Raw genomic sequence first — 24,572 nt, 5'->3', positions numbered from 1 at the left:
CTCTCCTCTCAGTTCCTGGCGACGAGCTGGGCGAGGTGGGCGATGGTGAACTCCTGGAAGGCGTCCTCCGGGTCCACGGTCACCCCGAAGCGGCGCGCCACCTGGGTGAGGATCTGGTAGGCGAACACCGAGTCGCCGCCGAGGTCGAAGAAGCTCTCGTGCACCCCGACGTGCTCGACGCCGAACGCCTCCCGCCAGATCTGGGCGATCGCCTCCTCCACGTCGTCGCGTGGCGTCTCGCCGTCGTCCGAACGGCCGTCCGAACGGCCCGCGCCCCGGGCGGGGCTGGTGGCCTTGTGCGCCTCGGTCACCACGGTCGCGCCGGCGGCGGTGACGGTGGCCGTCGTGGCCGGCGCGGGCTGCGCCGGGGCCGCCGGAGCAGGGGCGGCCGGCGCGGGAAGGGCCCGACGCTCGCCGAGCAGCGTCAGCCCCGGCCCACCGGGGTGCAGCCGCACCAGCTCGTCGACCCCGAACGGCAGGACCACGGCCTGCGGCTCGTCGCTGGCCAGCAGCGACTCGAACAGCGCGACGCCGTCCTCGGGGGCGATGGCCGGCATCGTGTCGGCCAGCGCCTCCGCCCCGCCGGACGCGGTCGCCGCCATGCCCACGCCCGACCACGGGCCCCAGTTGACGGACTGGGCGACCTGGCCGGCGCCCCTCCGGTGGTGGGCCAGCGCGTCGAGGAAGGCGTTGGCGGCGCAGTAGTTGGCCTGGCCGGGCGAGCCGACGGCCGAGGCGGCGCTGGAGAACAGCACGAACCAGTCCAGCGGGTCGTCGCCGGTCAGCTCGTGCAGGTTCCAGCCGCCGCGCACCTTGGCGTCCATGACCTCCCGCAGCGCCTCGCCCGACAGGCCCAGCAGGGCCTGGTCGCGCAGCACGCCCGCCGCGTGCACGACGCCGCGCAGGCGACGGCCGTCGCGCCGCGCGGTGTCGAGCGCGGCGGCCAGCGCGGCGCGGTCGGCGCAGTCGACGGCGAGCAGCTCGACCTCGGCGCCCAGCGCGGTCAGCTCCTCGACGGCGGCCAGGGACCGGGGCGAGGTGGCGGACCGGGCGAGCAGGGCGAGCCGGCGCGCGCCGCGCTCGACCAGCCGGCGCGCGACCGCCAGGCCGAGGCCGCCGGTGCCGCCGGTGATCACGTAGACCCCCTCGGGGTCCGGGCGCGTGGCGTGCGGGGCCACCGGGCGGGCGCCGGTGAGGCGGTGGGTGAACCGCTGGCCGCCGCGCAGGCCCACCTCGCCCTCGCCGTCGCCGGCCAGCAGCTCGCGGACCAGGTCGACGGCCTCCTCGGCCGGCGCGGCCGGGTCGAGGTCGACGTGGTGGGCCGGTGTCGTCGGGATCTCGAACTGGGCCGCCTTCACCAGGCCGCGCAGCGGCGCGGCGTGGGGCTGGACGGCCGGGTCGGCCTCGCGGACCGGTTGGGCGTTCCTGGTCACCACCCACACGGAGGGGCTGGTGGTGACCGGGGCGGTCGCGGTGGCCCTGAGCAGCTCGACGGCCGCGGTGGTCAGGTGTTCGGCCGTCGTCGGCACGTCGTCGCCGAACGGGTTGCCGGTGCCGGGCAGGTCGACCGGCGACAGGAACACGACGCCGCGCAGGGGGCTCACGCCGCCGGCGACCTCACCGACGAGGCGTTGGTACTGCTCGGACCGCTCGGGGTCGAACTCCACGACGTCGCGGTTGTGCCAGGACCAGGTGGCGCCCGGCAGCGCGGTGACGACCTCCTGCCCGTGCTCGCGCAGGGCGGCGGCCAGCCGCTTGGCCAGTTCGCCCCGGTCGGCGACCAGCAGCCACATGCCGCGCTCGACCGACGCCGGCAGCGCCGGGGGCTCGCTCACCCGCCACTCCAGCGCGTGCACGCCGGGTCCGCGCCGGGCCGCCCTGCCCGGACCGGCGGTGAGGGTGTGGAAGCGCACGCCCTCGATCGCGCAGAACCCGCCGGCGTCGGTGGCCGTGCTGGCGGTGCTGGCGCTGGCGGCGACAGCGTCGACGGTCTGGTCGTCGCCCTCGCCCCGCAGGCGCACCTGGAGCGTGACCTCCGGGCTGAGCCGTCCGCGCACCCTGACGCGCCGGACGCCGACCGGGATCCCGGCCGAGGAGGCGTCGCTGAGCACGTCGGCCGCCGCCGCGAGCTGGAGCGCGGTGTCGAGCAGCCGAGGGTCGCAGTGGTAGCCCCGGTCGTCCTCCACCCTGGCCAGGCCCACGGCCGCGCCCTCGGCGCGGGCCGCGCGCCGCAGGCCGGCGAAGTGCGGGCCGTAACGCAGACCGCTCCGGCCCAGCCACGCGTAGACGTCGTCCACCGGCACGGGCTCCAGAGCTGCGTCGTCCACAATGGACAGATCAGGCGTCGCGCCCTCCCTGTCGTCCCGCCAGGTGTCGACGACGCCGGTGGCGTGCAGCGTCCAGCGGCCGGAGCCCTCAGCCCTGCGGCTGTGGACCTGCGCCCGGTAGCCGCCGTCGCCGCCCTCGTCGGGGCGCAGGGTCACCTGGAGCAGTCGGGGCGCGTCCAACAGCAGGACCTGGTGGAACTCCACGTCCCGCAGCTCGATCCGGTCACCGAGGCCGAGGTCCCTCCCGGCGGCGACCAGCGCCTCGACGTGGGCCACGCCGGGCAGCACCGGCGTCTCGGCCACGACGTGGTCCAGGAACTCCGGAACCCACCGGGTGTCCAGGCGGTGCTGCCAGATCAGCTCGTCGCGCACCGTCGCCAGCTCCAGCCGCTGACCCAGCAGCGGATGCCCCTCCGGCGCCGGGGTCTCGATCTCCGGCGCCGGCGTCTCGGCCCTGGGGGTCGGCGCGTCGCGTCGCGCCTCGGCGGGCAGCGGGGGAATCCAGTGCCGTCGACGGTTCCACGGGTACGGGGGCAGCGCGACGACCCGCCCCTCCGGGTACAGCGCCTCCCACGCCACGTCGGCGCCCCGCACGTACAGCTCCGCGAGGGTGTCGAGCACCTGCCTGCGGTCGTCCGCGTCCGGGCGCAGCGTGTTCAGCACGGCGATGCGGTCCTCGCCCCGCTGGCGCAGCGTCTCCCGCACCGCCCGCGACAGCACCGGCTCCGGCCCGATCTCCAGCAGCACGTCGACGCCGTCGTCCACCAGGCTCTCCACGGCCGGCTGGAACAGCACCGAGCCGACCATGTTGCGGTGCCAGTAGTCGGCGTCCAGCGCCTCTCCCGACAGGACCTTTCCGTCCACAGTGGAGTAGAACGGGACGTCGCCGGCCCTGGTGTCCAGATAGGACAGTCGCTCGGCGAGGTCGCCGGCGGACTCACTCATCATCGGGCTGTGGAACGGGTACGCGGCCGGGAGGAACCTGGCGAACACGGCGTCGGCCTGGAGCTGGTCCCGGAGCGCGGTGAGCGCGTCGGTGTCGCCGGAGAGCACGGTGCTGCTCGGCGCGTTCACGGCCGCGACGGACACACCGACCCGCTCGGCCAGCTCCCGCGCCCGCTCGACCGGCAGCCCGACGGCGAGCATCCGGCCCATCCCGGCCGTGCGCGCCATCGCCGCGCCCCGGTCCAGCGACAGCCGGATGCCCTGCTCCAGCGTCAGGCACCCGGCGGCGTAGGCCGCCGCCACCTCGCCCGAGCTGTGCCCGACGACGGCGACCGGGGCGACGCCCAGCGACCTCCACAGCTCGGTGAGCCCGGCCTGCACGGCGAACAGCGCCGGCTGGGCCAACGCCGTGTCGTCGAGCGCGGCGCCCGAGCGCAGATGCTCGCTGACGCTCCAGCCGAGGGCGGCCGTGGTGACCTCGTCGCAGCGCCGCACGACGTCGGCGAAGACGGGGTGGGTGTCGAGCAGGCCACGGGCCATGCCGGCGAACTGGTTGCCCTGCCCGGTGAACACGAACCCGACCCTCGGCACGGGCAGCGGCCGGCGGCCGTTGGTGGTGCGCGGTTCGGCCTCGGCGACCGCACGGAGCTGCCCGACCAGGTCGTCGGCGTCCACCGCGGTCACGGCGGCGCGGATCGGGTGGTGCGAGCGCCGGACGCCGAGGGTGTGCGCGACCTCCGCCGGGTCGCCCCCTCCGGCGTCGAGGTGGTCAGCCAGTTGGGACGCCAGTCCCCGCAACGACTCCGCGCTGCGGGCCGACACCGGGACGAGCAGCGGCCAGCGCCCGCCGGCGTCGTCGGCCGGCCGCGTCGGGGCAGCGAACTCGGCGGGAGCCTCCTGGATCACCGCGTGCGCGTTGCTGCCGCCGAACCCGAAGCTGTTGAGGCCGATCCGCCGGACGTGGTCGGCCCGCCACTCGCCGCCCTCGACCACCGGGCGCAGGCCCTGGCCGTCGAAGTCGATCTCCGGGTTGCCCGGCCGCGAGTGCAGCGTCCTGAACCACCGCCGGTGGTGCAGCATCAGCACGGCCTTCATCAGGCCGGCCACGCCCGAGGCCGCCTCGGCGTGCCCGATGTTGCTCTTCACCGAGCCGATGGGCAGCGGCTCGCGCGGCGTGCCGTCCTGGGGCCGCAGGACGCCGGACAGCGCCTTGGCCTCCACGACGTCGCCGATGGCGGTGCCCGTGCCGTGGCACTCCACGTAGTCGATGTCCTCCGGCTCCAGCTCGGCGTCGGCCAGCGCGGAGCGGATCACCGCCATCTGGCTGACCGGGCTGGGCGCGGTGATCGCGTCGGTCCGGCCGTCCTGGTTGGTCGCCGTGCCCCGCACGAGCGCGTAGCACCGGTCGCCCTTCGCCCGCGCGTCCGACAGCAGGCGCAGCAGCAGCACCCCGACGCCCTCGGCGCGCACGTAGCCGTTGGCTCCGGCGCCGAAGGACTTGCACCGGCCGTCCTTGGACAGCATGCCGGCCCGGCTCAGGCTCAACGAGAGCTGCGGCTCCAGGATCAGGTTGCTGCCGCAGACCAGGGCCTGCTCGCACTCCCCCGCGCGCAGGCTGCGCACGGCCTGGTGCAGCGCCACCAGCGAGGACGAGCACGCGGTGTCCACCGCCAGACTCGGCCCGCGCAGGTCGTAGTAGTGGGAGAGGTTGGCGGCCGTGACCGACAGGCAGGCCAGCGGCGCGAACCCGTCGGTGGTGGCCGGGTTCTGGTAGAGCAGCGTGCCGTAGTCGAACGTCGAGACCCCGACGAACACGCCGGTGGCGCTGCCCGCCAGGTCCTCGGGACGCCAGCCCGCGTCCTCGAACGCCTCCCACGAGGTCTCCAGCAGCAGCCGCTGCTGCGGGTCCATCCGGTCGGCCCGCGCCGGGGAGACCCGGAAGAAGCCCGAGTCGAACATCTCGACGTCGTCGAGGAAGCCGCCCCACCGGTACGGCGGGCTGTCCCCCGCGTCCGGGTCGGTCTCCCACCACGCGCCCAGCTCCCACCGCTTCGCCGGCAGCTCGCCGACCGCGTCGGCGCCCTCGGTCAGCAGGCGCAGGAACTCGTCCCGGTTCCGCGCGCCGGGGAACCGGCACGCCATCCCCACGATCGCGACGTCCTGGTCCCTGGGGTCACCGTGTCCCATCGACTCTCGCCCCTTCCTCGTCCAGCCCATGGCCGGCGCGCGCCGGCCCCTCCCCACGTGGCTCGTCCCCACCGTCCATCGTGGACGTGACGCGGCCGATGAAACCCAGCAGCGAGGTCATGCTCGCCATGCCACCCTCGGCGACGCGTCCGTTGTGGACGGACACGGCGCGCTCGGTCGGCACGACGTGGTAGCCCTCCTCCTCCAGCAGCCGCAGGTTCCGCGCGGTCGACGGGCGGGCGAAGGCGTGCTCGGAGTAGGCGGGCGCGACGAACACCGGCGCGGCCGTGCCGGTCACCACGCTCAGCGCGAGGCTGTCGGCGATGCCGTGCGCCGCCTTGGCCACGAAGTTCGCCGTGGCGGGGGCGACGATCACCATGTCGGCCCAGTCGGCCAGCTCCTTGTGCGGGACCATGCCCTGGTCGGTCGGCCAGTGCGGCCCCCACACCGGCGAGCCGGTCGCGGCGGCGAGCGCGTCCCTGGCGACCAGCCGGGAGCCGGCGTCGGTGAGACAGGCCCGGATGCGGCAGCCGTACCAGCGGCGCAGCACGACGGCCAGGTTCGGCAACTGCGTCACCGCGAACGCGCCGCACCCGACGAGCACGAGCTGCCCCCTCGGCAGCGGCAGGCTCTGCGGGGCTCCCTTGGGTGGTCGCGCCACCGCTTTCGGCATCGCCTTCCCCGTCGCGGAGTCGTTGTCGGTCACGCGGACCTCACCCGTCCTTTCCTGACGCGGTTGGTGCCATGTCCTGGGAGGCGGCGCCGGCGGTGCCGTCCGGTGGCTCGGCGGTGCCGTCCGGCGGCTCGGCGGTGCCGTCCGGCGGCTCGGGGGTGCCGTCCGGTGACTCGGCGGGCGTCGCCGCGTGCGGGGCGTCCAGCTCCGCCAACGGCCGGACCGCGACGGCGGCCGTCGTGACCAGCAGCAGGGCGACGGCCAGCCCGAGGAACACCGGCCCGACGCCGAAGGACTCGACCAACGGCCCCACGGCCAGGAAGCCGAGCGGGCCCGCCGAGTACGCCACGGCGTTGACCACGCCCAACACCCGCCCCCGCAGGCGCTCGGGCGTCCTGGTCTGCATCGCCAGGTGCAGCAGGGGGTTGATCGGCCCGTAGACCAGACCGCTGACCGCGCCCAGCGCCACCAGCACGGAGTACGAGGGCAGGAACGCCATGCCCAGCACGGTCACCCCGCTCGCGACGCAGGCGGCCACGAACGCCGTCCGCCGCCGGAACCGGTGGGCCAGCGCGCCGTAGCCGAGGGTGCCGAGGATGCCGCCGGCGCTCATCGCCAGCACCAGCGCGCCGAGGCGTTCCGGCTCGCCCCGCGCCTGGAAGTGGGCGGGCAGCACGACGCCCTCGATCGGCAGGTAGGCCGCGAAGATCGGGAAGGACAGCAGGACGATCGCCCGCAGCAGGCGGTCCCGCCACACGAACACCAGGCCCTCCCTGGTCGCGCGCCACAGGCCCCTCGGCCGCTCGTCCAAGGTCGGCGCGCCGGCCCTCGGCACGCGGATCAACGCGGCGGTGACGGCGGAGACCAGGTAGGCGGCGGCGACCACGGGCAGCGTCGCGGCGGCGCCGAACGCGCCGACGACCACGCCGGCCAGCCCCGGCCCGGCCAGCATCGTCAGCCCCCACACGCCCTGGTGCAGGCCGTTGATCCGTTCCAGGCCCCAGCCGAGGCGGCCGGCGACGGCGGGCAGCATCGCCTCCCGCGCGGTGACCCCCACCTGCACCAGCGACGCGCGCAGCACGCTGAGCACGACCAGCCACAGGACGTCGGGGCCGAGCCAGGCGTCCACGGCCGTCATGCCCAGCACGGCCACGGCGGACAGCAGTTCGCACACGGTCGCGGCGCGCCGCCGGCCGAGCATGTCCACGGCGGTGCCCGCGAACAGGACGGCGAGGATCATGGGGGCGGTCGTGGCCGCGGCGACCAGCCCGGCGGCCGCCGCGCTGCCGGTGCGGTCCAGCACCAGCCACGGCACCGTCAGGGTGATGATCCCGTTGGCGGTGCCGGTGAGCAGGGTCGAGGACTCCAGCAGGAGCAACGGAGCCCACCGGCCGGTGGGCTCCGCCCGGTCGACCCGCACCCCGGGGACGGTCGGCACGGTCAGTCCGTCCCACCCGGGTCGGCCGGGTCTGCCGGGTCGGCTGGGTCGGCTGGGTCGGGGAACCGCACGAGGCTGGTGGTCTCCGCCGTGCAGGCGACGCCGCCGCCCTCGACCTCGACGGTCACCGCGAGCACGACCTCGACGAACCCGCGCGGCCGGCGCCGCGCCGACGCGAGGGTGGCCGTGGCGCGGACCCGGGAGCCGACCGGGACCGGGGCGCGGAACCGCACGGCGTCGACCCGGTGGTTGATCTCCAGCTCGGCGGTCGGGACGCGGTACACGTCGTCGACCAGCGTGGGGATCAGCGACAGCGTCAGGAACCCGTGCGCGATCGTGCCGCCGTAGGGGCCGCCGGCCGCGCGCTCGGGGTCGACGTGGATCCACTGGTGGTCCCCGGTGGCCTCGGCGAACAGGTCGACCTGTCGTTGGGTCACCTCGTGCCAGCGGGACGAGCCGAGGCGCTCGCCGACGGCCCCCAGAAGTTCGTCCACAGTGGACAGGATGCGGGGGTTCGGGTCAGACGCCATTGAAGTGCGTCCCTCCGTCCACGTAGAGCAGCGACCCGGTGGTCGCGGGCAGCAGGTCGGACAGCAGCACCAGGCAGGCGCGCGCGGTCGGCTCGGGGTCGGCGGGGTCCCAGCCCAGCGGGGCCTGCCGGTCCCACCACGGCTCGAACTCGCCGTAGGTGTCGGTGCCGTCGGCGCCGTAGATGTTGCGGGCCGCGACCGTCCGCAGTGGACCGGAGACGACGATGTTGACCCGGATCCGGTTCGGCCCCAGGTCCCGCGCCAGGTAGCGGGCGCAGGACTCCAGCCCCGCCTTGGCCACGCCCATCCAGTCGTAGCCGGACCAGGTGCGGGCGCTGTCGAAGCTCAGCCCCACCACGGACCCGCCCGAGGACAGCAGCGGCAGGCAGGCCACCGACACCGCCTGGAACGAGTAGGTGGAGACGTGGAACGCGGTGGAGACGTCCTCCCACCGCGCCCGCAGGAAGTTCCCGCTGAGCGCCGTCGGCGGGGCGTAGGCGATCGAGTGCAGCACGCCGTCCAGCCGGTCGGTGTGCTCCCCGACCCGCTCCGCGAGCGTGTCCAGGTGGTCCTGGTTGGTGACGTCGAGTTCCAGCACGGGCGCGGGGCGCGGCAGCCGCGCCGCGAGCCGTTCCACCAGGCTGAGCCGGCCGTAGCCGGTCAGCACCAGCTCCGCGCCCTCCTCCTGCGCCATCCGCGCCGCGTGGTAGGCGATCGACGAGCGGGTGATGATCCCGGTGACCAGCAGCTTCTTGCCGTCCAGCATGCCCATGTCAGTGCCCCATGCCGAGTCCGCCGTCGACGGGGACGACCGCGCCGGTGACGTAGGCGGCGGCCGGCGAGCCGAGGAAGTAGGCGACCTCGGCGACCTCCTCGGGCGTGCCGAACCGGCCGAGGGGCACCTCGGCCGCGCTCGCGGCGCGGTCCGCCTCGCTCATCCCCGCCGTCATGTCCGTGCTCACCCAGCCCGGCGCGAGCACGTTGACGGTGATCCCCCTGCCGCCGACCTCGCGGGCCAGGGACCGGGCGAGGCCGACCAGGCCCGCCTTGGCCGCCGCGTAGTTGGTCTGGCCCGGTGACCCGCTGAGCCCGGCGGTGGAGGAGACCAGCACGACGCGCCCGCGCCGCTGCCGCAGCATGTTCCGCAGGGCGCGGCGGGTGACCCGGAAGACCCCGGTGAGGTTGGTGTCGAGGACGACGTCGAAGTCCTCCTGGCTCATCACCGCCATCAGCCGGTCCCGGACGATGCCGGCGTTGGCGACCAGGACCTCGACCGGCCCCAGCTCCTTCTCCACGGTGGCATAGGCCGACTCGACCTGGTCGAGGTCGGTGACGTCGCAGCGCACCGGGAGGAACGGCCCCTCGGGCGGGGTGTCGCGGTAGGTCACCGCCACCGCGTCGCCGGCGGCGGCGAAGCGCCGCGCGATCGCGAGGCCGATTCCCCGGTTGCCACCGGTCACCAGGACGACTGCCATGGCGTGCTGAACCCCCAGAAGAGAAGAACGTCACGAGACACCGGTTGGCGTCGGGCCGACGGCCGGCCGGTGGTGGCCCGGTGGGCGCGGGCATGGCGCGCGGCGCCGCGCCCACCGGGGTCGGCGCGGGCTAGCCGCCCAGCACGGCGAGCACGGCCCCGACCGGGACCTGCACGCCGCCGAACCTGATCCCGCCCTCGTCGGGCACGTCGATCATCCCGAAGAACTTGAAGTGGTAGAGGCAGTTGGCGAGCAGGAAGAAGCCCACGATGCCGATGATCCACAGCATGGTGTCCCTGCTGCCCTCGCGGATCTTGTCGCGCATCCGCTCCAGCCGGCCCCTGATCCGCTCGCCCATCAGCTTGTAGGCCACCAGCATCAGCAGCGGCGGCACGATCATGATCAGGTTGTAGATGACCAGCACCGGCAGCCACTGCACCATCGGCAGACCGGAGGTGCTGATCATGCCGATCGCGCCGAGGTAGGGGAACGCGGTGCTGAACTCCACCAACGAGATCAGCAGGCCGAGCCCGAAGATGGCGACGTGGTTGAGCGAGCGGGGCGTGCGGTCCTTGGGCTTCTTGTTCTTCCCGCCCGGCGGGTAGAAGCTGTAGTACAGCAGGACCGCGCCGACGACGCCCTGGATGCCGTAGGCCACCGGCCCGTCGAGGTAGCCGCTGAACTTCGCCTTGAGCACGTCCAGGCCGAGCACGAGCAGCAGGCCCACGGTGAAGTAGGCGACGAAGATGCCCGTGACGTAGGCCAGGACCCGGCTCGTCGGGCGTCGGGTGGCCAACAACAGGTAGATCGTCACCGCGAAGGCCGACGGGTTGATGCTGTCAACCAACGCGAGAGCGAAGACGCCGGCGAGCAGGCCGAGCATTGAGTCCTCCACCAGTGGCGCCCCGCGCGCCGGTGGTGGTGCGCGGTGGCGCCGGTCAACAGCGACGCCGGGCGCGCGGCCGTCCGCGCCCCCGGCGTCGCCTCGATCAACGTGCGACGCGGTCAGGTGCGGTCGACGCGGGTCTTCGCACGGTCCACCTCCCAGCGCAGCAACGACTCCAGGTTGTGCTCGGCGAGGTCGACCGCCGCCCTGCGGGGGCTGACGCCCCGCGCGGCGGCGTCGGTGAGCACGCGGTCCACCAGGCCGCCCAGCGTCTCGGCGATCCTGGCGAAGGCGCTCTCGGCGGTGGGCTCGACGTCGCCGAACAACGTCCACCACCACCAGCAGTTCGCCGCGCAGTTGGCGACGAAGTCGGGGACGACGACCACGCCCCTGTCGAGCAACGCGCGTTCGGCCTCGGCCGAGACCGACACGTTGGCGCCCTCCACGAGATAGCGGGCGACGACGTCGGCCTGGTTGCGCGCGTCCACGGCGTAGGAGACGGCGGCGGTGACCAGGACGTCGGCGGGGAGGCCCAGCCACGCGTCCCTGGGCAGCTCGTGGTCTCCGGCCCGCAGGGCGGAGCGGTCGAGCACGCCGTGCGCGTCCCTGGTGCGCAGGAGGTGTTCGACGTCGAGCCCGTCCTGGTTGACCACCAGGCCGCGCTCGTCCGCGATCCCGACGACCAGGACCCCGGCCTCGGCCAGATACCGGGCGGCGGCGCCGCCGATCGAGCCGAAGCCCTGCACGACGGCGGTCCGGCCCTCGGGCCGCTCGCCGCGGTGCCGTAACGCCGCCAGCGCGGCGGTGGCGACGCCGTGGCCGCCGACGAGGTCGCCCAAGCCGACGCCGCCCACGTCGACGGCGAACGCGCGGGCGAGGCGGTCGAGCCCGGCCTCGGCGCCGTCGGGGACGTGCGCCAGTGCCGGGTCCACAGTGGACCGCAGCCCCATCTCGGTCGCGATCTCGTCCAATGTGGACTGACGAACCCCGAGGTCCTCGCCGAACGCCCAGCGCCGCTCCAGCATCGGCCGCACCGCGTGCAGGAACCGGCCCAGCACGGCCCTGGCCTCGGGGTGGCGCGGGTCGAAGTCGATCCCGCCCTTCCCGCCGCCGAAGGGCACGTAACGGTCACCGGGGCGGTAGGCCAGCGCCTCCTTCAGCGTCATCGTCCTGGCGAGGTCGACGACCTCCTCCAGCGTGCAGCCGGGCCGCATCCGCAGGCCGCCGCTGGCGACCCCGCCCACCACCTGGTCCAGCACGAGGTGCCCCCGCGCCCCGGTCACGTCGTCGGTCCAGGTCACCGTGAGGTACGGCTCGGCGCGGCGCGCGAGCGCTCGGGGGGCGACCGGCCCTGGCGACGGGTCGGTCCTGGTCTCCGGTCCTGTCACGGTCTCACGCCACCTTCTCCGGCACGACGACCACGGTGGGCACGTCCGCCTCCAACGCCTCGCGCACGGCGCGCTCCACCTCGGGCGCGGTCGTCGCCGCGACCCCGCGCGCGCCGTAGGCCCCGGCCAGGGCGACGAAGTCCGGCCCGCGCAGGTCCACGCCGGTCGGCGTGATCCCGCGCTCCCGCATCTCCTCGCGCAGCACGCCGTACCCGCCGTTGTCCACGACCACCACGGGCAGCGGCAGGCCCATCTCCACGGCGGTGGCCAACTCGGTCAGGCTGAACTGGAAGGCGCCGTCGCCGGTGAGGGCCGCGACGGCGCGGCCGGGCGCGCCCACCGACGCTCCGATGGCGGCCGGCAACGCGTAGCCGAGGGTGGCGAAGCCGGTGGGGACGAGGAAACTGCCCGGCCCCGGCACGCGGAACTCGGCGAGGGCGCCGTGGTAGCAGGCCATCGAGGTGTCGCCGACGAGGACGGCGTCGTCGGGCAGGGCGCGGCGCAGCGCGGGCACGACGTGGTCCCAGCGGGCGGCCGCCCTGACCGACTCCTCCTTGATCGCCGACACCCGGGGATCGTGGAACGGGCGCGGGAGCGTGTCAATCGTCCTCGGGACGTAGTTCCGCCCTCCCCCCGACGGTCCTCCCCCCGACGGCCGTCCCGCCGACGACGCGCGCGCCGTCAGCTCGCGGGCCGCGGCGAGGAGCCGGCCCACGACCTCACCCGCGTCGCCGACCAGCGGGTGGGTGGGGATCACGGGGCGTCGGGTCTGGTCGACGTCGACGTCGACCCGCACGAGCGAGCCGGGCAGCTCGGGCGGCCCGGCCCAGAAGTCCGTTGTGGACAGTTCAGTGCCGACGGCGAGCACGACGTCCGCCGCGGCCAGCAGCTCCCTGGTCGCGGCGAGGTGCAGCACGGCCCCCACCGACAGCGGGTGGTGCTCCGGCACGGTCCCCTTGCCGTTGGCCGTGGTCAGCACGGGCGCGCCGAGCAGCTCGGCCAGGACGACGAGGTCGGCCGCCGCCCCTCGGGCCCCGCCGCCCGCGATGATCACCGGGCTGCGCGCGCCGACGAGCGTGGCCGCCGCCCTCCGCACGGCGTCGTCGCTGGGCGCGGGACGCGGCGGACGGGCCACCCCCAGGCGGGGCGCCGGCCGCGCCGGCGTCTCCAGCACGTCCAGCGGCACCTCCAGGTGGACCGGTCGGGGCCGGCCGTCCCGGACCTCGGCCATGAAGTCGTCGACGACGCGGTGGATCTCGGCCACGGACCGCACCCGGTGGCTGCTGGCGCAGATCGCCGCCATCGCCCCGCTCTGGTCCTTCACCTCGTGCAGCTCGCCGGAGCCCGGCACGTGCGAACGCGGCATGCCCGGCGAGACCAGCAGCACCGGCACCGAGTCCGCGTAGGCCACGCCGGCGGCGGTGGCCGCGTTGAGCAACGCCGGCCCGGTGGTGGTCAGCACGACGCCCGGCCGGCCGGTCACCCGCGCGTAGCCGTCCGCCGCGTAGCCGGCGCCCTGCTCGTGGCGCGGGGTCACCACCCGGATGCCGGAGCCCGGCAGGTGCCGGTAGATCTCCAGGTTGTGGGTGCCGGGGATGCCGAACACCACCTCGACGCCGTGCTCGGCCAGCGCGGCGACCACGGCCCGGCCCCCGGTCACCGACGCGGGCGCGCCCCCGTCGGCCCGGTCCCCGAGGGGAGGCCGGGCCGAGGGGGCGACGCGGACGCCGGCGCCGTCAGTCATGGTCGCCGCACGCCTTGCTGGCCAGGCTGGCCACCTGGCCGGCGTCGGACGCGGCGTGTCCGCCGTCGCGGTCCCGCCGGGCCAGCAGGGCGAGGATGTGCTCGTTGAGCCGGTAGCGGCCCAGCACGTCCTCGGACAGCTCCTTGGCCCCGGTCACCAGGCGGATGCAGTCGGGCGTGCCGCACTGGCAGACGAACGGCCCGACCATCTCCCACTCGGTGGACGGGTAGAAGAACGTCAGCTCCTCGCCCACCTCGATGGGCCGCAGCGCCACGACCTTGCCGGCGGCGACGTCGATGTGGGTGTTGGGCGCGCAGGAGTGGTTGAGGTACCGGATGGTCGGCCCGTCGACGTGTTCGTCCACTCCGGTCTGGACAGTGTGGATGGTCGGTCGCTCGGCCACCGCGCACTCGGCGAGGTCCAGCAGCACCGCGCCGGCGCGCAGCGCGACGGCGGCCCTCAACCCGAGGCCGGACATGCACCCGTCGGCCACCACCGCGGTGGAGGCGACGTCCCCAGTCAGCGACACGTTCGTTCCTTCCTCTCGGGGCAGCCGGCGCGCGCCGACGGCCGGGACGGGCTCACGACGAGCGCCGTGCGCGGTTCACCAGGGAGGTCAGGTAGCTGTCTCCCGAGCGCGCGAGACAGTCGGTGAGCACCCGTTTGGCCTGCGCCTTCTCCTGCGCGGAGATGACGTCGATGTCCTCCTCCGGCAGACCGGGCACGGACATCGCGTAGTACTCGTCACGCAGGATCGAACAGATCACGGCGTCGTGGTACTCGCCGTCCAGGAAGAAGTAGTCCCGCAGCACGCCCTCGACGGTCATGAAGCCCTTGGCGACGAACTGCAACATGTTCCGGTTGTAGTCACCGATGATCGCCTGGACGCGACGCGCGTTCCTGACGTGGAACAGGTAGCGCAGGAGGATCGCGGCCGCGTCCATGCCGTAGCCCAGCGTCCACCGCTCGGCGTCGCCGATGCCCAGGCCCACCTCGTAGCTGCCGGCGTGCGAGACCTGCGACCAGCTCACGCCGCCGACCCGCTGGCCGTCGTGCGCCACGGCCATGAGGTAGTGGAGGCCGGCGCGGCGCGCGCTCTCCTTCAGCTCCCTGCCGTCGACGAACTCCGGCCCGCTGGACGAGTAGACGCCCATCCGCTCACGCGACCACCGGGACAACAGCTCGTAGTCCTCGTCGGTCATCGCCTCCAGCGAAACGAAAGCGCCCTTCACCTGTTCCTCTTCCCTCCAGCGTGCCGGCGGCGCCGTCGGGACCGCTCGACCCCGTGACCGCGCCGCCCCGACCGACGGTCAGCCCTCGTACCGCCGCACCACGACGACGGCGTTGCGTCCGCCGAAACCGAACGAGTTGCTCATCGCGGTGCGCGTCGTCCACTCCTGCGCCCGGTGCGGCACCAGGTTGAAGTCGGTGACCTCGGGGTTGTCGAGGTTGATCGTCGGTGGCACCACCCCGGCGCGCATGGCCTCGATCGTGGCCACCAGCTCCACCGCGCCGGCCGCGCCCATCAGGTGGCCCTGCATGGACTTCACCGAGCTGACCGGGATGCGGGTGGCGTGCTCGCCCAGCACCTCGCGCAGCGCGCCCAGCTCGACGGTGTCGTTGAGCTTGGTGCTCGTGCCGTGCGCGTTGACGTAGTCGATCTCGTCCGGTTCGACGCCGGCGTCCTCCAGCGCGCGCCGGATGGCGTTCTTCGCGCCGAGGCCCTCGGGGTGCGGGGCGGTCATGTGGTGGGCGTCGGTGGTGGCGCCGTAGCCGAGGAACTCGGCGAGGATCGGCGCGCCCCTGCGCTCGGCGTGCCCGGCCTCCTCCAACACCAACACCCCCGCCCCCGCGCTCATCACGAACCCGTCGCGGTCGACGTCGAAGGGCCGACTGGCCTTCTCCGGCTCGTCGTTGCGCTGCGACAACGCGCCCGCCCGCGCCGTCGAGGTGACGTCGAGCCGGTTCAGGCAGTTGTCGGTCGCGCCCGCGAACATCACGTCCGCCACACCGTACTGGATCATGCGCGCGGCCTCGCCGACGCAGGTGTTGCCGGTGGCGCAGGCCGTGCTCATCGCGCCGGACGGGCCGGTCGCGCCGAACCGGATCGCGATCTCGCCGGCCGGGTTGTCGATGCCGCTGGTGGCCGCGAACATCGGGCTGACGATCCTCGGCCCCTTCTCGTGCATCCGCAGCACGCTGTCGAAGACGAGGTTGGCCGCGCCGTAGCCGGAGCCGACGATCACGCCCGTCCGCTCGCCCATCCCCTCGCCCACGGGCAGCTTCGCCATCTCGGCGGCCTGCACGGCGGCGGCCAGGCCGTACTGGGAGAACGAGTCCAGCCGGCGCGCCAGCGGCTTGGGCATGTAGTCGACCGGGTCGAAGTCCTTGACCTCACCGGCGATCCGCACGGGCAGGTCCGAGGCGTCGAACCGCTGGACGGGGCCGATGCCACTGCGCCCCGCGACCAACGACGCCCAGTACTCGTCCACGGTGTTGCCGATCGGCGTGACCACCCCGTACCCGGTCACGACCACCCGCCGGCGGAGTTTGCGCAGTTCCTCCAGTGACATCGTCACGTCTCCTGACTGTCGGGCTCGGCTCGGCCGGCTGGCTCGGGGCGGCGCACGGGCTGCTCGGGCGACCCGAAGCGCGGCGACGGCACCGAGGGCGCCCTCCGCGCGGACGTCGCCAGCTCGCGCAGCACCAGCTCCCGCAGCCGGTGAGCGTCCGGCTTCCCGTTGCCGTTCAACGGGAACCGGGGCACCACCACGACGTGGTTGGGCTGTTCGAAGGACGGCAGGATCGCGGAGAACTCCCGGCGCCAGCGCTGCGCCGGCGACCCCTCCGCGTCCTCGACGACGAACACGAGGCTGCTGCCCCTGCGCTCGTCGTCCAGGGCCACGATGCGCACCGGGCGGCCGCACTCCTCCGCCCTGCGCTCGATCGCCTCCGGGTAGAGGGTGTGGCCGAGCCGGTGGACGGCGAACTTCCTGCCGAGCACGTGCAGGTTGCCCTCGGGGTCCCAGTACCCGAGGTCGTGCGTCGGGTACTCGCCGGGAGCGGTGGGCGTCAGCTCGCCCGCGTCGTCGAGGTAGCCGCTCATCAGGTCGGGCGTGTCCAGCCACAGCTCGCCGACCTGGCCCGGCAGGACGTCCTCGCCCCGCTCGTCGCGGATCGCCACGCGCACGCCGTCGAGCAGCCGCCCACAGGCGACGGGGTTGTCCGGGGTCGCGAAGGCGACGTTGCCCGCCTCGCTGCTGCCGTAGCCGTCCAGGACGGGGGCGCCGAGTTCGGCGCGGAACCGCCGGGCGAGCGCGCGGTCCAGCGGCGCTCCGCCCGTGCACCACATCCGCACCGCGCGGAAGCACTCGCGCAGGGCGGGCCGGTAGTCGAGGAGGTTGAGCAGGCTGCGGTAGGTGGCCGGCGTGGCGTCGGTGATCGTCGCCTCCGCCGATCCCGCCACCTCGGCGACCTGGTCGAGCCGGCGGTAGGGGCCCACGACCAGGGAGGCCCCGCTGATCCAGGCGAGCACGGCGATCGACAGCCCGTACTGGTGGGAGAAGGGCAGGATCGGCAGCAGCACGTCGCCTTCGGTGTAGCCCATGAGCTTGCGGGTGCGCTCCAGGTTGTCCAGGAACGCGCGCCCCGACTTCGCGATGATCTTGGGTTCGCCGGTGGAGCCCGAGGAGGACAGCAGCATCGCGTCCGGCCGGCGCCGCCAGGCGTCCCAGGACAGGCCGTCGGCCAGGGGCCGAGGGCAGTCGGCCGGCGCCAGCGCGTCCAGGGGGAGAATCGTCCCTCCGATGCCGGCCTCGACGTCGGCCTGGCTGTCGGAAATCGTCCACCTCACGCGCGCGCGTTCCGCGAGACGCTGTTTCTCCGCCACGGTCCTGCGGTGGTCGACGAGAAAGAGCGAGGTGTCGAGGTGGGCCGCCGCGAGCACGACGGTCAGGTATTCCTCGTGATTGTCGGAGGAGAAGAGAACGCGGTCCCCGGCGGCGACGCCCAGGGAACGCAGGGCGGCGGCGACCCGAAGCGCGTCACGTTCGACCTGACGTCCGGAACGCCCGGACCGGACGCCGATCAGCCGGGACATCATCGCCATCCACCCCATTTGTCGCCGGTTTCTCGCCGGTGCCGCCAGAACGGGAGAACAAAGGCCGCCCCCATCGCGGTGCCGTCAGCGCCCCCTCGGTGCCGACGCGCGGGGCGGCCCAGCCGCGGGGCCGCCGGTCAGGCGGCCCCGCGGGCGGTGACGGGGCGGTCGCGACGGACCGCCCCGCCGGTCATGCCCTGCTCAGCACGAGTTGCTCGAGAAGCTGGCCGGCAGCAGGGTGTCGTCCTCCGGAGCGAGCTCCATGTCCTGAAGGTCGAGAACGTTCTCCATGTCGTGCACCTCCTCCCAACAATGCGTTACCAAGACCGCACCCCAGTGAGCGCGGTGGTCATGTGGTGTTTCTTCCGGTCAGGTCGCGACCGGCGGGGCGACGCCGTCGCCAAGAAAGGGAAGGAACTCGAACTTCCGATTTCTCGCGCTCGTCATCCCCAGGAGCACACCGGCGGTTCCGGTGCCAAGATCCATGGACAGCCTGTAACTCTGCCCTCCGGGAAAGGCAACCTCTCCCTGATATGAAACAGCATACCACAGAAGGCGCCTCGCGCGAAGCCCCACAATCTCACCAATTTCTGTCGAGGAATCGCCGGCCGACATGCGCGACAACGCGGCGACAATGCCCGACAAACCGGTGAAGAGCTGCGGTTCCACGACGAACTCGGGCTGGCAGGCCAGCACGATCGCGGGCAGCGCCTCGGCCAGGCGCTCGTCCTCGACGTGCCGCAGCACCTCGCCGGCCACCAGACCGATGCCGCCGCTGCCCCCGTCGAGGTAGACCAGCGTCCGCACGCCCTTCTCCTCGACGTGCAGCGACCCGTTGCGGGTCCGCACGCAGTGGTCGAGTTCGCGGTGCAACGCGCGCACCGCGAGGTCCAGGAAGGAGCGGTCTCCCCCGGCCTCGTAGGCGCGGAGGAAGAACAGCGCGGCTCCCGACCACCCGCCCAGGAGGCCGACGGGTTCCCGTGGCCCCACCCCGCGCTCCCAGCGCTCCGCCAGCCGCCGCGCGCAGGCGAAGGCCAGGTCGCGGTGACGGGAGTCGCCGGTGCGCTCGGCGAAACGCAACAGGTTCAGCCCGATTCCCGACAGGCCGCTGAGCATCCCCGGCGCGGTGACCCGCGCCGTCGGCTCCTCGGCCCTGTCGAGCAGGTCGAGCGCCACGTCGTGGTGACCCAGGTGGTCCAGGACGTAGGCGATGCCGTGCAGTCCGGTGTAGAAGCCGGGCTGGGTGGGCGGTTGTCGGCGCAGGGCGTCGAGCAGCCACTCCTCGTGCCGCGGGTGGCGCCCGAAGCCGCACACCGACAACGCCCACAACACCCCGGCCGCGCCGTAGGCGAAGCCCAGGCCGCCGCCCTCGTGCGTGAACTGCCGCATGTCGCCGGGGAACAGCCGGTCCCGCCGCTCCGGCGTGGCGCTGCGCAGGATGCCCCTGACCATCGAGTCGGTGATCGCGGCCCAGTCCGGCTCGGCCGCGGTGACGTCCACCCGCAGCGGGCGGTAGTCGGGCAGCCGGGACAGGACCGCGCCGGGGCGTGGGGCCAGCTCGGCGCGCACCGAGTCGCCGTAGCCCTCCGGCAGGTCGAAGCGTCGCTCCACAACGGACACGAACTGGTCCACTTTGGACCAGTCAAGCGCCCAGGTGCGGTGGAAGGGCATGAACATCCACAGCCGCACGGCGGCCATCGCGTGCCGGTCGGCGTCGAACCCGGAGCGGTCGGCCCACGGCGGCGCGAACCCCACCACCTCCAGCGGGGGCCGGCGGTGCGGCCGCCCGGCGGGCGTGGAGATCTCGAAGTCGATGAGCCAGACCCGGTCGTCCTCGCTGACCAGGATGTTGCCGGGGTGCAGGTCGCCGAGCACCACTCCCCTGCGGTGCACCTCGGCGACGATCTCCTCGATCGTGGCCACCACCCGGAGGGCGCGGCGCGTGTAGGCCGCGACGCTCTCCTCGGTGACATCCGGGTTGACGAACGGGTTCTCCTGGCCGACCCAGCGCCAGACGACCTCGCCGGGCACGTGCTCCAGCACGAGGAAGTGGTGCCCGTCCACCACGTGGTGGTCGAGCAGCTCGGGGATGCCGGGCACCCCGCGCAGCCGCTCCAGGATGTCCTTCTCGTGCAGCAGCCGGCCCACCGCGTCCCTGCCGTCGCGGTCCAGCCCGGCGTGCGGGCGGCCCTCCTTCAGCACGACCTGGCGGTCGTCGCTGGTGCGACGGGCGAGGTACACGCCGCCGGCGTTGGAGAAGTGCAGCGGCCGGACGACGCGGTAGGGGAAGTCAGCGGCGGAGCGGGACTTCCGCGCGGCCAGGTGGGGCTCCAGGAAGGCCGGCAGCGTGACCCAGTCGGGGACGGTGAAGCCGCCGCCGCGGCGGTCGGGCACGAGCGTGCCGTCCGGCCGCTCGACCGCGAGCACGGTCTCCCCGTTGGCGTCGGTGCACTCCATCCTGGCGAAGCCGCCGTAGCGCACGTACAGCGGACCCTCGCCCCAGCGCAGGTCGCTGAGCACGTAGGGGCCGTGCTGCCCGGCGAGTTCGGCCGACAGCTCGGTCAGCAGCGTCCCGAGCTGTTCCTCGTCCGTCGGGTAGATGGTGACGAACTTGCCGCTGGACTCGCGGGGCGCGTACTTGGAGTTCTGGACGAAGAGCATGTTCCTGTCGCGCAGGAACTTGAACGCGATCCGTCGGGGAACGCAGTACTCCCACACGCGGTCCAACACGTCCTCGGCATTGTCCATCGCCGCCGAGACATGCACCTTCCAGCCCTGCGCGGGCAGTTCCCCGCCCGCGGGGCGCACCGAAACCCAGAAATCACGGTCGGACCGCTCGAAACCGTCCGGCAACGCCCGCCCCACCGCGCCGAACGGTTTTTCGTCGGTACGCCAGCGCGTGGGCGAGTCATAGAAGACCGGATCGGCGAGAGCGAACAGCGAGTACCGCTCACGCATCAACGGAAATGCACCTCTGCAAGCTTTGTGAAAGAAAGCCGTCGCGACGCCGGGCGCGCCGTTCGACGGCGCGACGCCGACGCGTTCGTTCGGGTGACACCGCGCCCGACGACCAGGAGGGCGATGCCCGGCGCGACGCGGCCACCTCGCACGACCACGCGTGTGACCAGCGAAGACAGTGTGTCTCAGAGCGCCGAGGAGACCCTCGACCCCGGCAGCGCCGGCAGCGCCGGGCTCGGCGTCGAGCGTGGCGCGGCGTGCCGACGAGACCGCCGCCGCGGTGGCGCGCTTGTCCAGACCATCCCCAGCCCCCAGGTGATGTGCGCCGCCCGGCCCCAGGCGGCCCGACCTGTTCTCGGCCCGTTTCGCTTCGCCGGCGACGCTACCTTGACTCCGCAACCATGTAAAGGCGGCGACCCGGAATCGCGAACGAAACCATTGCTACTCCGTTCGGAGCACGTAACCGCGATTCACGGCGAAGCAGGAGGTGTTCACCCCGTTTCCCTCCCTTCGCACGAGAACGACCTCTCGAGGCGATGACTGTAAGTGTCACAACCCGTTCGCGCATACCTCGGAGGGACTGATTCGCCTAGTTCCCGAGAACTAGTACACCGTTCCGTCCTCGACCGATCGGCCGGTCTTTCCGTTACCGGGGGTAACACCAGTGGGGGACCCACCCGGTCAGGGGGACGCGCTCCGCCCCCGGTCGGCGTAAACCGTCGGCGTCACACCCGGAACCGCGCCCCGACGCGCGGGAGAACCCCAGGAAAACCAGCGGTGACGCGCCAATATTCGCTTCCTTCTTGTTCGCCGTACAAGTTCTCCCGCATTGTGGGAGACCTCGGATCACCCGATGAGCGCGTATCGGGGAAGCGGTGGGGCGGTGCCACCCGTGCGGGGCCAGCGTCCGCGCCGCCCTCGTCGCCCGCGCCGCCCCGACGACGACACGCCGCGGCGGCGGCCGGGACCCTTCCCCTCAGCCCCGACCGCCGCCGCGTCCCCCACCCTCCCACTCCTGCCCCCGACGGCGTCAGCACCACACGAGTCCACTGAGGACGTCCCAACACCCCTACGGGGCAAACCGTTCGAAACGGAGCAATCAGCATCCTCAGTAGACAAAAGGTCTGTCCTCAGTGGAGCGATCGCGGACGGTGACCCGGTCCGACGTCACCACCAGCCCGCGCACCGGCCCGCGAAGTCGGCCACCCTCGACCGGGGAACGCACCGCAGGTCGGCGGCGTCGCCCCACACCGCCTCGTCGAACTCGTCCCGGTCCGGCGAGCGGTCGGCCAGGGCCACCATCTGGGAGAACCGGGTCGCCACGGCGTGGTGCCGCCGCGAGCCGGTGATCCACTTCGTGTGCGAGCGCCTGGCGTACAGCCCGACCACCTCGGGCCCCGAGCCGTCCGGCCGGACGGTCAGCCCGGCGAGCTGCGTCAGCCCGTTGTCGACCCCGACCACCACCTCGGCCGACGCGAACAGGTCCACGCAGTCGGCGGGGTCCGGCGCGTGCACGACCTGCGCCGACATCTCCTCCAGCTCCGGGACGGAGCGCAGGGTGCGCGGCACGACCGCCGTGAACCGCCACGGCGCGCTGCGCGTGCGCATCATCTCGGCGGCGACGGCGGCGAACTCGGCGGAGCCGTAGCTGGAGCGGGACGAGCCGGCGCACAGCACCAGGACCGCGTGCCACGGCACCGCGCGCTCCTCGGAGCGGAACGTCGGCGCCGGGGTGTCGTCCAACGACAGCCGCAGGCCGAGCTGCTGCTCCATCGCCAGGTAGTGCCGCATGGGGAGCGCGCCGTGCACCTCGACCTGGCCGGGGGCCAGGTGGTCCAGCCACGCCGGGGGCTCCTCGGCGTCGACCCGGAACCGCACCGGCGACCGGGTGCCGGTGCGCACGATGTGGGGTCCCCACCCCTCGGTGGTGGTCATCGGTATCGAACACCGCCGCATCAGCCGCGCGCGGGGACCGCTGTAGTGCAATGACAGCCCCGGCGTCACCTCGCGGAGCGCGACCACCGCCGACAGCCCGAGCAGCATGTCCGCCAGCCCCTGCTGGCCGAGGTCGGCCAACCACCCCCTGGACCGCACCAGCGGCAGGCAGCCCGGCAGGGGCGTCTGCCCCGCTGCCCTGCGGTAGGGCAGCACGCGCCCGAACGGCGCGTGCTCCACCGGCACGAGTTGGCGGCCCCCTCGGTGCCACCGGACGTCCTGGACCTGCCACCGGATCGCCGTCTGACCGGACCGCACCGCCTGCTCCGTCCGCACCGCGCCCACCTCCGTCACCCTCGGTCGCCGCCTGAACTGTGCGGGTGATCACCCGGACATCGCACCGACCAAGGGGGACATCTGCCGGACACACGGGGGACATCTGGCGTTCGCGCGCCGGGAACACCCCGTTCACTTCCTAGGGTGGAGGGTGTCCCCGACGTCCGGAGCCTGCCACAAGGGGGTGGCGACATGCGTGGCACCCACCCCGTCCCCCGCACGCGCGTCGAACAGCTCGTCCGCCAACGCCGGCTGACCACCCAGGAGTTCTGCGCCGAGTTCCACGCGGCCTCGCAACGGGTCGGCCGCCCGCTCGCCGTGTCCGAGCGGCACGCCAGCCGGTGGTTCTCCGGCCGGCTCGGCGGCTTACCCCACCCGGCGACGTGCCGGGTCCTGGAGCACATGTTCGGCGAGCCGGCGGAGGTGCTCTTCGGCCCCCCGCAACCCGACCCCGTCCCCGGCGGTCCCGAGGCCACGTCCTCCGTCGCCGCCGAGGGGGGTGTGGAGACAGCGACGACGGCGTCGTGGGAGAGGGAGATCGCCATGGCAGCGGTGGAGTCCGCCCGGTTCGGGCAGTTCGCGGAGCAGACCAACGTCGGGCCGCACACGTTGGAGCAGTTCCGCGCCGACGCGGCGCGGATCGTCGCCACCTACCCGACGCGGCCGGTGTACCCGGTGTTCGTGGAGCTGCGCGAGCTGCGCAACCGCATCTTCGAGCTGTTGGAGGGACGGCAGCACCCTCGGCAGACCCGGGAGCTGTACCTGGTGGCCGGGGTGCTCTGCGGGGTCCTGGCCAACGCGTCGTTCGACCTGGGATGGCTGGCGGCGGCCGAGACGCAGGCGCGCACGGCGTTCCTGTGCGCGGAGCTGGCCGGCAACAACGCCCTGCGCGCGTGGATCAGGGGGACGCAGAGCCTGGTGGCGTACTGGGACGAGCGGCCGAGGATGGCGGTCGACCTGGCCGTGGACGGCTGGCGCTACCTGCCGGAGGCCGGCACCGCGCGGGTGCGGCTGGCCGCGATCGAGGCCAGGGCCCAGGCGCGGCTGCGGGACCGCAGGGCCGCGGAGGACGCGTTGCGCCGCGCCGAACAGGCCCGTAACGAGGTGCGCGGCGAGGACGATCCGGGAGGCATGCTGGCCTTCCCCGTCGCCAAGCAGACCTTCTACTCGGCCACCTCGCGGCTGTGGCTCGGCGAGCAGGCGGATCTCGTCCTCGCCGAACAGCAGGCCGCCGAGGCGGTGGCGCTGTACCAGGAGGACCCGCCGGAGCACCGCCGTCTGGGCGAGCTGTGCCTGGCCCGGCTCGACCTGGCCGCCGCCCGGCTCGGCCGGCACGACCTGGAGGGCGCCGCCGAACAGGTGCAGGAGGTCATGGTGATGTCCGGTCGGCGACGCACCGACAGCGTGCACCGGCGGTTGCGGCAGGTCGCGAACGCGTTGCGGCGGCCGCACTACCAGACGAGCGCCCTCGCGCTGGACCTGCGCGACCAGATCCTCACCTTCTGCGGCGCGCCGACGGCGCCCGCCCTGCCCGGCGGTGCGGGGTGAGAGCCCCCCGCCGGGCGTTGACACCCCGCCCGCGCCGGGTAGTTCCGCTGTGACGCCGCCGTGACACCCACCGCCGTCCGGGAGGTCCCGAGGTGAAGTCCAC

The 24,572-nt window shown here is 73.7% G+C and carries 16 protein-coding genes; 1 reads left to right on the top strand and 15 read right to left on the bottom strand.

The window, feature by feature from the left end:
* Nucleotides 1–8: 8 nt before the first annotated feature.
* From LX15_RS13780 to LX15_RS13710, 15 genes are all read right to left on the bottom strand, one after another.
* Nucleotides 9–5,459, bottom strand: coding sequence for a type I polyketide synthase (locus LX15_RS13780; protein ID WP_253669963.1), 5,451 nt, complete (start codon nt 5,457–5,459; stop codon nt 9–11).
* Nucleotides 5,446–6,165 carry a flavoprotein gene (locus LX15_RS13775; RefSeq protein WP_253669962.1) on the bottom strand — a complete coding sequence of 240 codons (720 nt, stop codon included), beginning with the start codon at nt 6,163–6,165 and terminating at the stop codon, nt 5,446–5,448. Before LX15_RS13775 ends, LX15_RS13780 begins: the two co-directional genes overlap by 14 nt.
* 7 nt (nt 6,166–6,172) lie before the next feature.
* Nucleotides 6,173–7,570, bottom strand: coding sequence for an MFS transporter (locus LX15_RS13770; protein WP_253669961.1), 1,398 nt, complete (start codon nt 7,568–7,570; stop codon nt 6,173–6,175).
* A gap of 2 nt (nt 7,571–7,572) precedes the next feature.
* A complete protein-coding gene (locus LX15_RS13765; protein ID WP_253669960.1) occupies nt 7,573–8,100 on the bottom strand; it encodes a MaoC family dehydratase in 528 nt (175 codons plus the stop codon).
* Nucleotides 8,090–8,872, bottom strand: a complete 783-nt coding sequence (gene fabI / locus LX15_RS13760; protein ID WP_253669959.1) for an enoyl-ACP reductase FabI — start codon at nt 8,870–8,872, stop codon at nt 8,090–8,092. Before fabI ends, LX15_RS13765 begins: the two co-directional genes overlap by 11 nt.
* A gap of 1 nt (nt 8,873) precedes the next feature.
* Nucleotides 8,874–9,575 (bottom strand): 3-oxoacyl-ACP reductase FabG, encoded by a 702-nt coding sequence (fabG, locus tag LX15_RS13755; protein ID WP_253669958.1) that lies wholly within the window; start codon nt 9,573–9,575, stop codon nt 8,874–8,876.
* 130 nt (nt 9,576–9,705) lie between these two features.
* The gene (locus LX15_RS13750) at nt 9,706–10,458 is read right to left on the bottom strand and encodes a GAP family protein (protein ID WP_253669957.1); all 753 of its coding nucleotides are present in this window, start codon (nt 10,456–10,458) and stop codon (nt 9,706–9,708) included.
* 122 nt (nt 10,459–10,580) lie between these two features.
* Entirely contained in the window at nt 10,581–11,849 is a 1,269-nt protein-coding gene (locus LX15_RS13745; RefSeq protein ID WP_253669956.1) for a Glu/Leu/Phe/Val dehydrogenase dimerization domain-containing protein, read from the bottom strand.
* A gap of 4 nt (nt 11,850–11,853) precedes the next feature.
* Nucleotides 11,854–13,593 (bottom strand): 5-guanidino-2-oxopentanoate decarboxylase, encoded by a 1,740-nt coding sequence (locus tag LX15_RS13740; RefSeq protein WP_253669955.1) that lies wholly within the window; start codon nt 13,591–13,593, stop codon nt 11,854–11,856.
* Nucleotides 13,586–14,122: an SET domain-containing protein-lysine N-methyltransferase gene (locus LX15_RS13735; RefSeq protein ID WP_253669954.1), complete on the bottom strand. Its 537-nt coding sequence runs from the start codon at nt 14,120–14,122 to the stop codon at nt 13,586–13,588. Before LX15_RS13735 ends, LX15_RS13740 begins: the two co-directional genes overlap by 8 nt.
* A gap of 52 nt (nt 14,123–14,174) precedes the next feature.
* Nucleotides 14,175–14,795, bottom strand: coding sequence for a GNAT family N-acetyltransferase (locus LX15_RS13730; protein ID WP_253669953.1), 621 nt, complete (start codon nt 14,793–14,795; stop codon nt 14,175–14,177).
* Nucleotides 14,796–14,903: 108 nt separating this feature from the next.
* Nucleotides 14,904–16,166 (bottom strand): beta-ketoacyl-ACP synthase II, encoded by a 1,263-nt coding sequence (fabF, locus tag LX15_RS13725; RefSeq protein ID WP_253669952.1) that lies wholly within the window; start codon nt 16,164–16,166, stop codon nt 14,904–14,906.
* Between the two features lie 2 nt (nt 16,167–16,168).
* On the bottom strand, nt 16,169–17,701 hold the full coding sequence (locus LX15_RS13720; protein ID WP_253669951.1) for a class I adenylate-forming enzyme family protein: 1,533 nt from the start codon (nt 17,699–17,701) through the stop codon (nt 16,169–16,171).
* A 360-nt stretch (nt 17,702–18,061) separates the two neighbouring features.
* Nucleotides 18,062–20,650, bottom strand: coding sequence for a class III lanthionine synthetase LanKC (lanKC, locus tag LX15_RS13715; protein ID WP_253669950.1), 2,589 nt, complete (start codon nt 20,648–20,650; stop codon nt 18,062–18,064).
* A 1,167-nt stretch (nt 20,651–21,817) separates the two neighbouring features.
* Complete coding sequence (locus LX15_RS13710) at nt 21,818–22,921, bottom strand: glycosyl transferase family 9 (RefSeq protein WP_253669949.1); 1,104 nt, start codon at nt 22,919–22,921, stop codon at nt 21,818–21,820.
* Nucleotides 22,922–23,113: 192 nt separating this feature from the next.
* Here LX15_RS13710 and LX15_RS13705 point away from each other — a divergent pair, with 192 nt between their 5' ends.
* Entirely contained in the window at nt 23,114–24,469 is a 1,356-nt protein-coding gene (locus LX15_RS13705) for an NsdA family TPR-like regulatory protein (RefSeq protein WP_253669948.1), read from the top strand.
* Nucleotides 24,470–24,572: the final 103 nt, after the last annotated feature.

This window comes from Streptoalloteichus tenebrarius (genome assembly GCF_024171885.1).
GTDB lineage: Bacteria > Actinomycetota > Actinomycetes > Mycobacteriales > Pseudonocardiaceae > Streptoalloteichus > Streptoalloteichus tenebrarius.
This window is presented reverse-complemented; position numbering and strand designations above follow the sequence as displayed.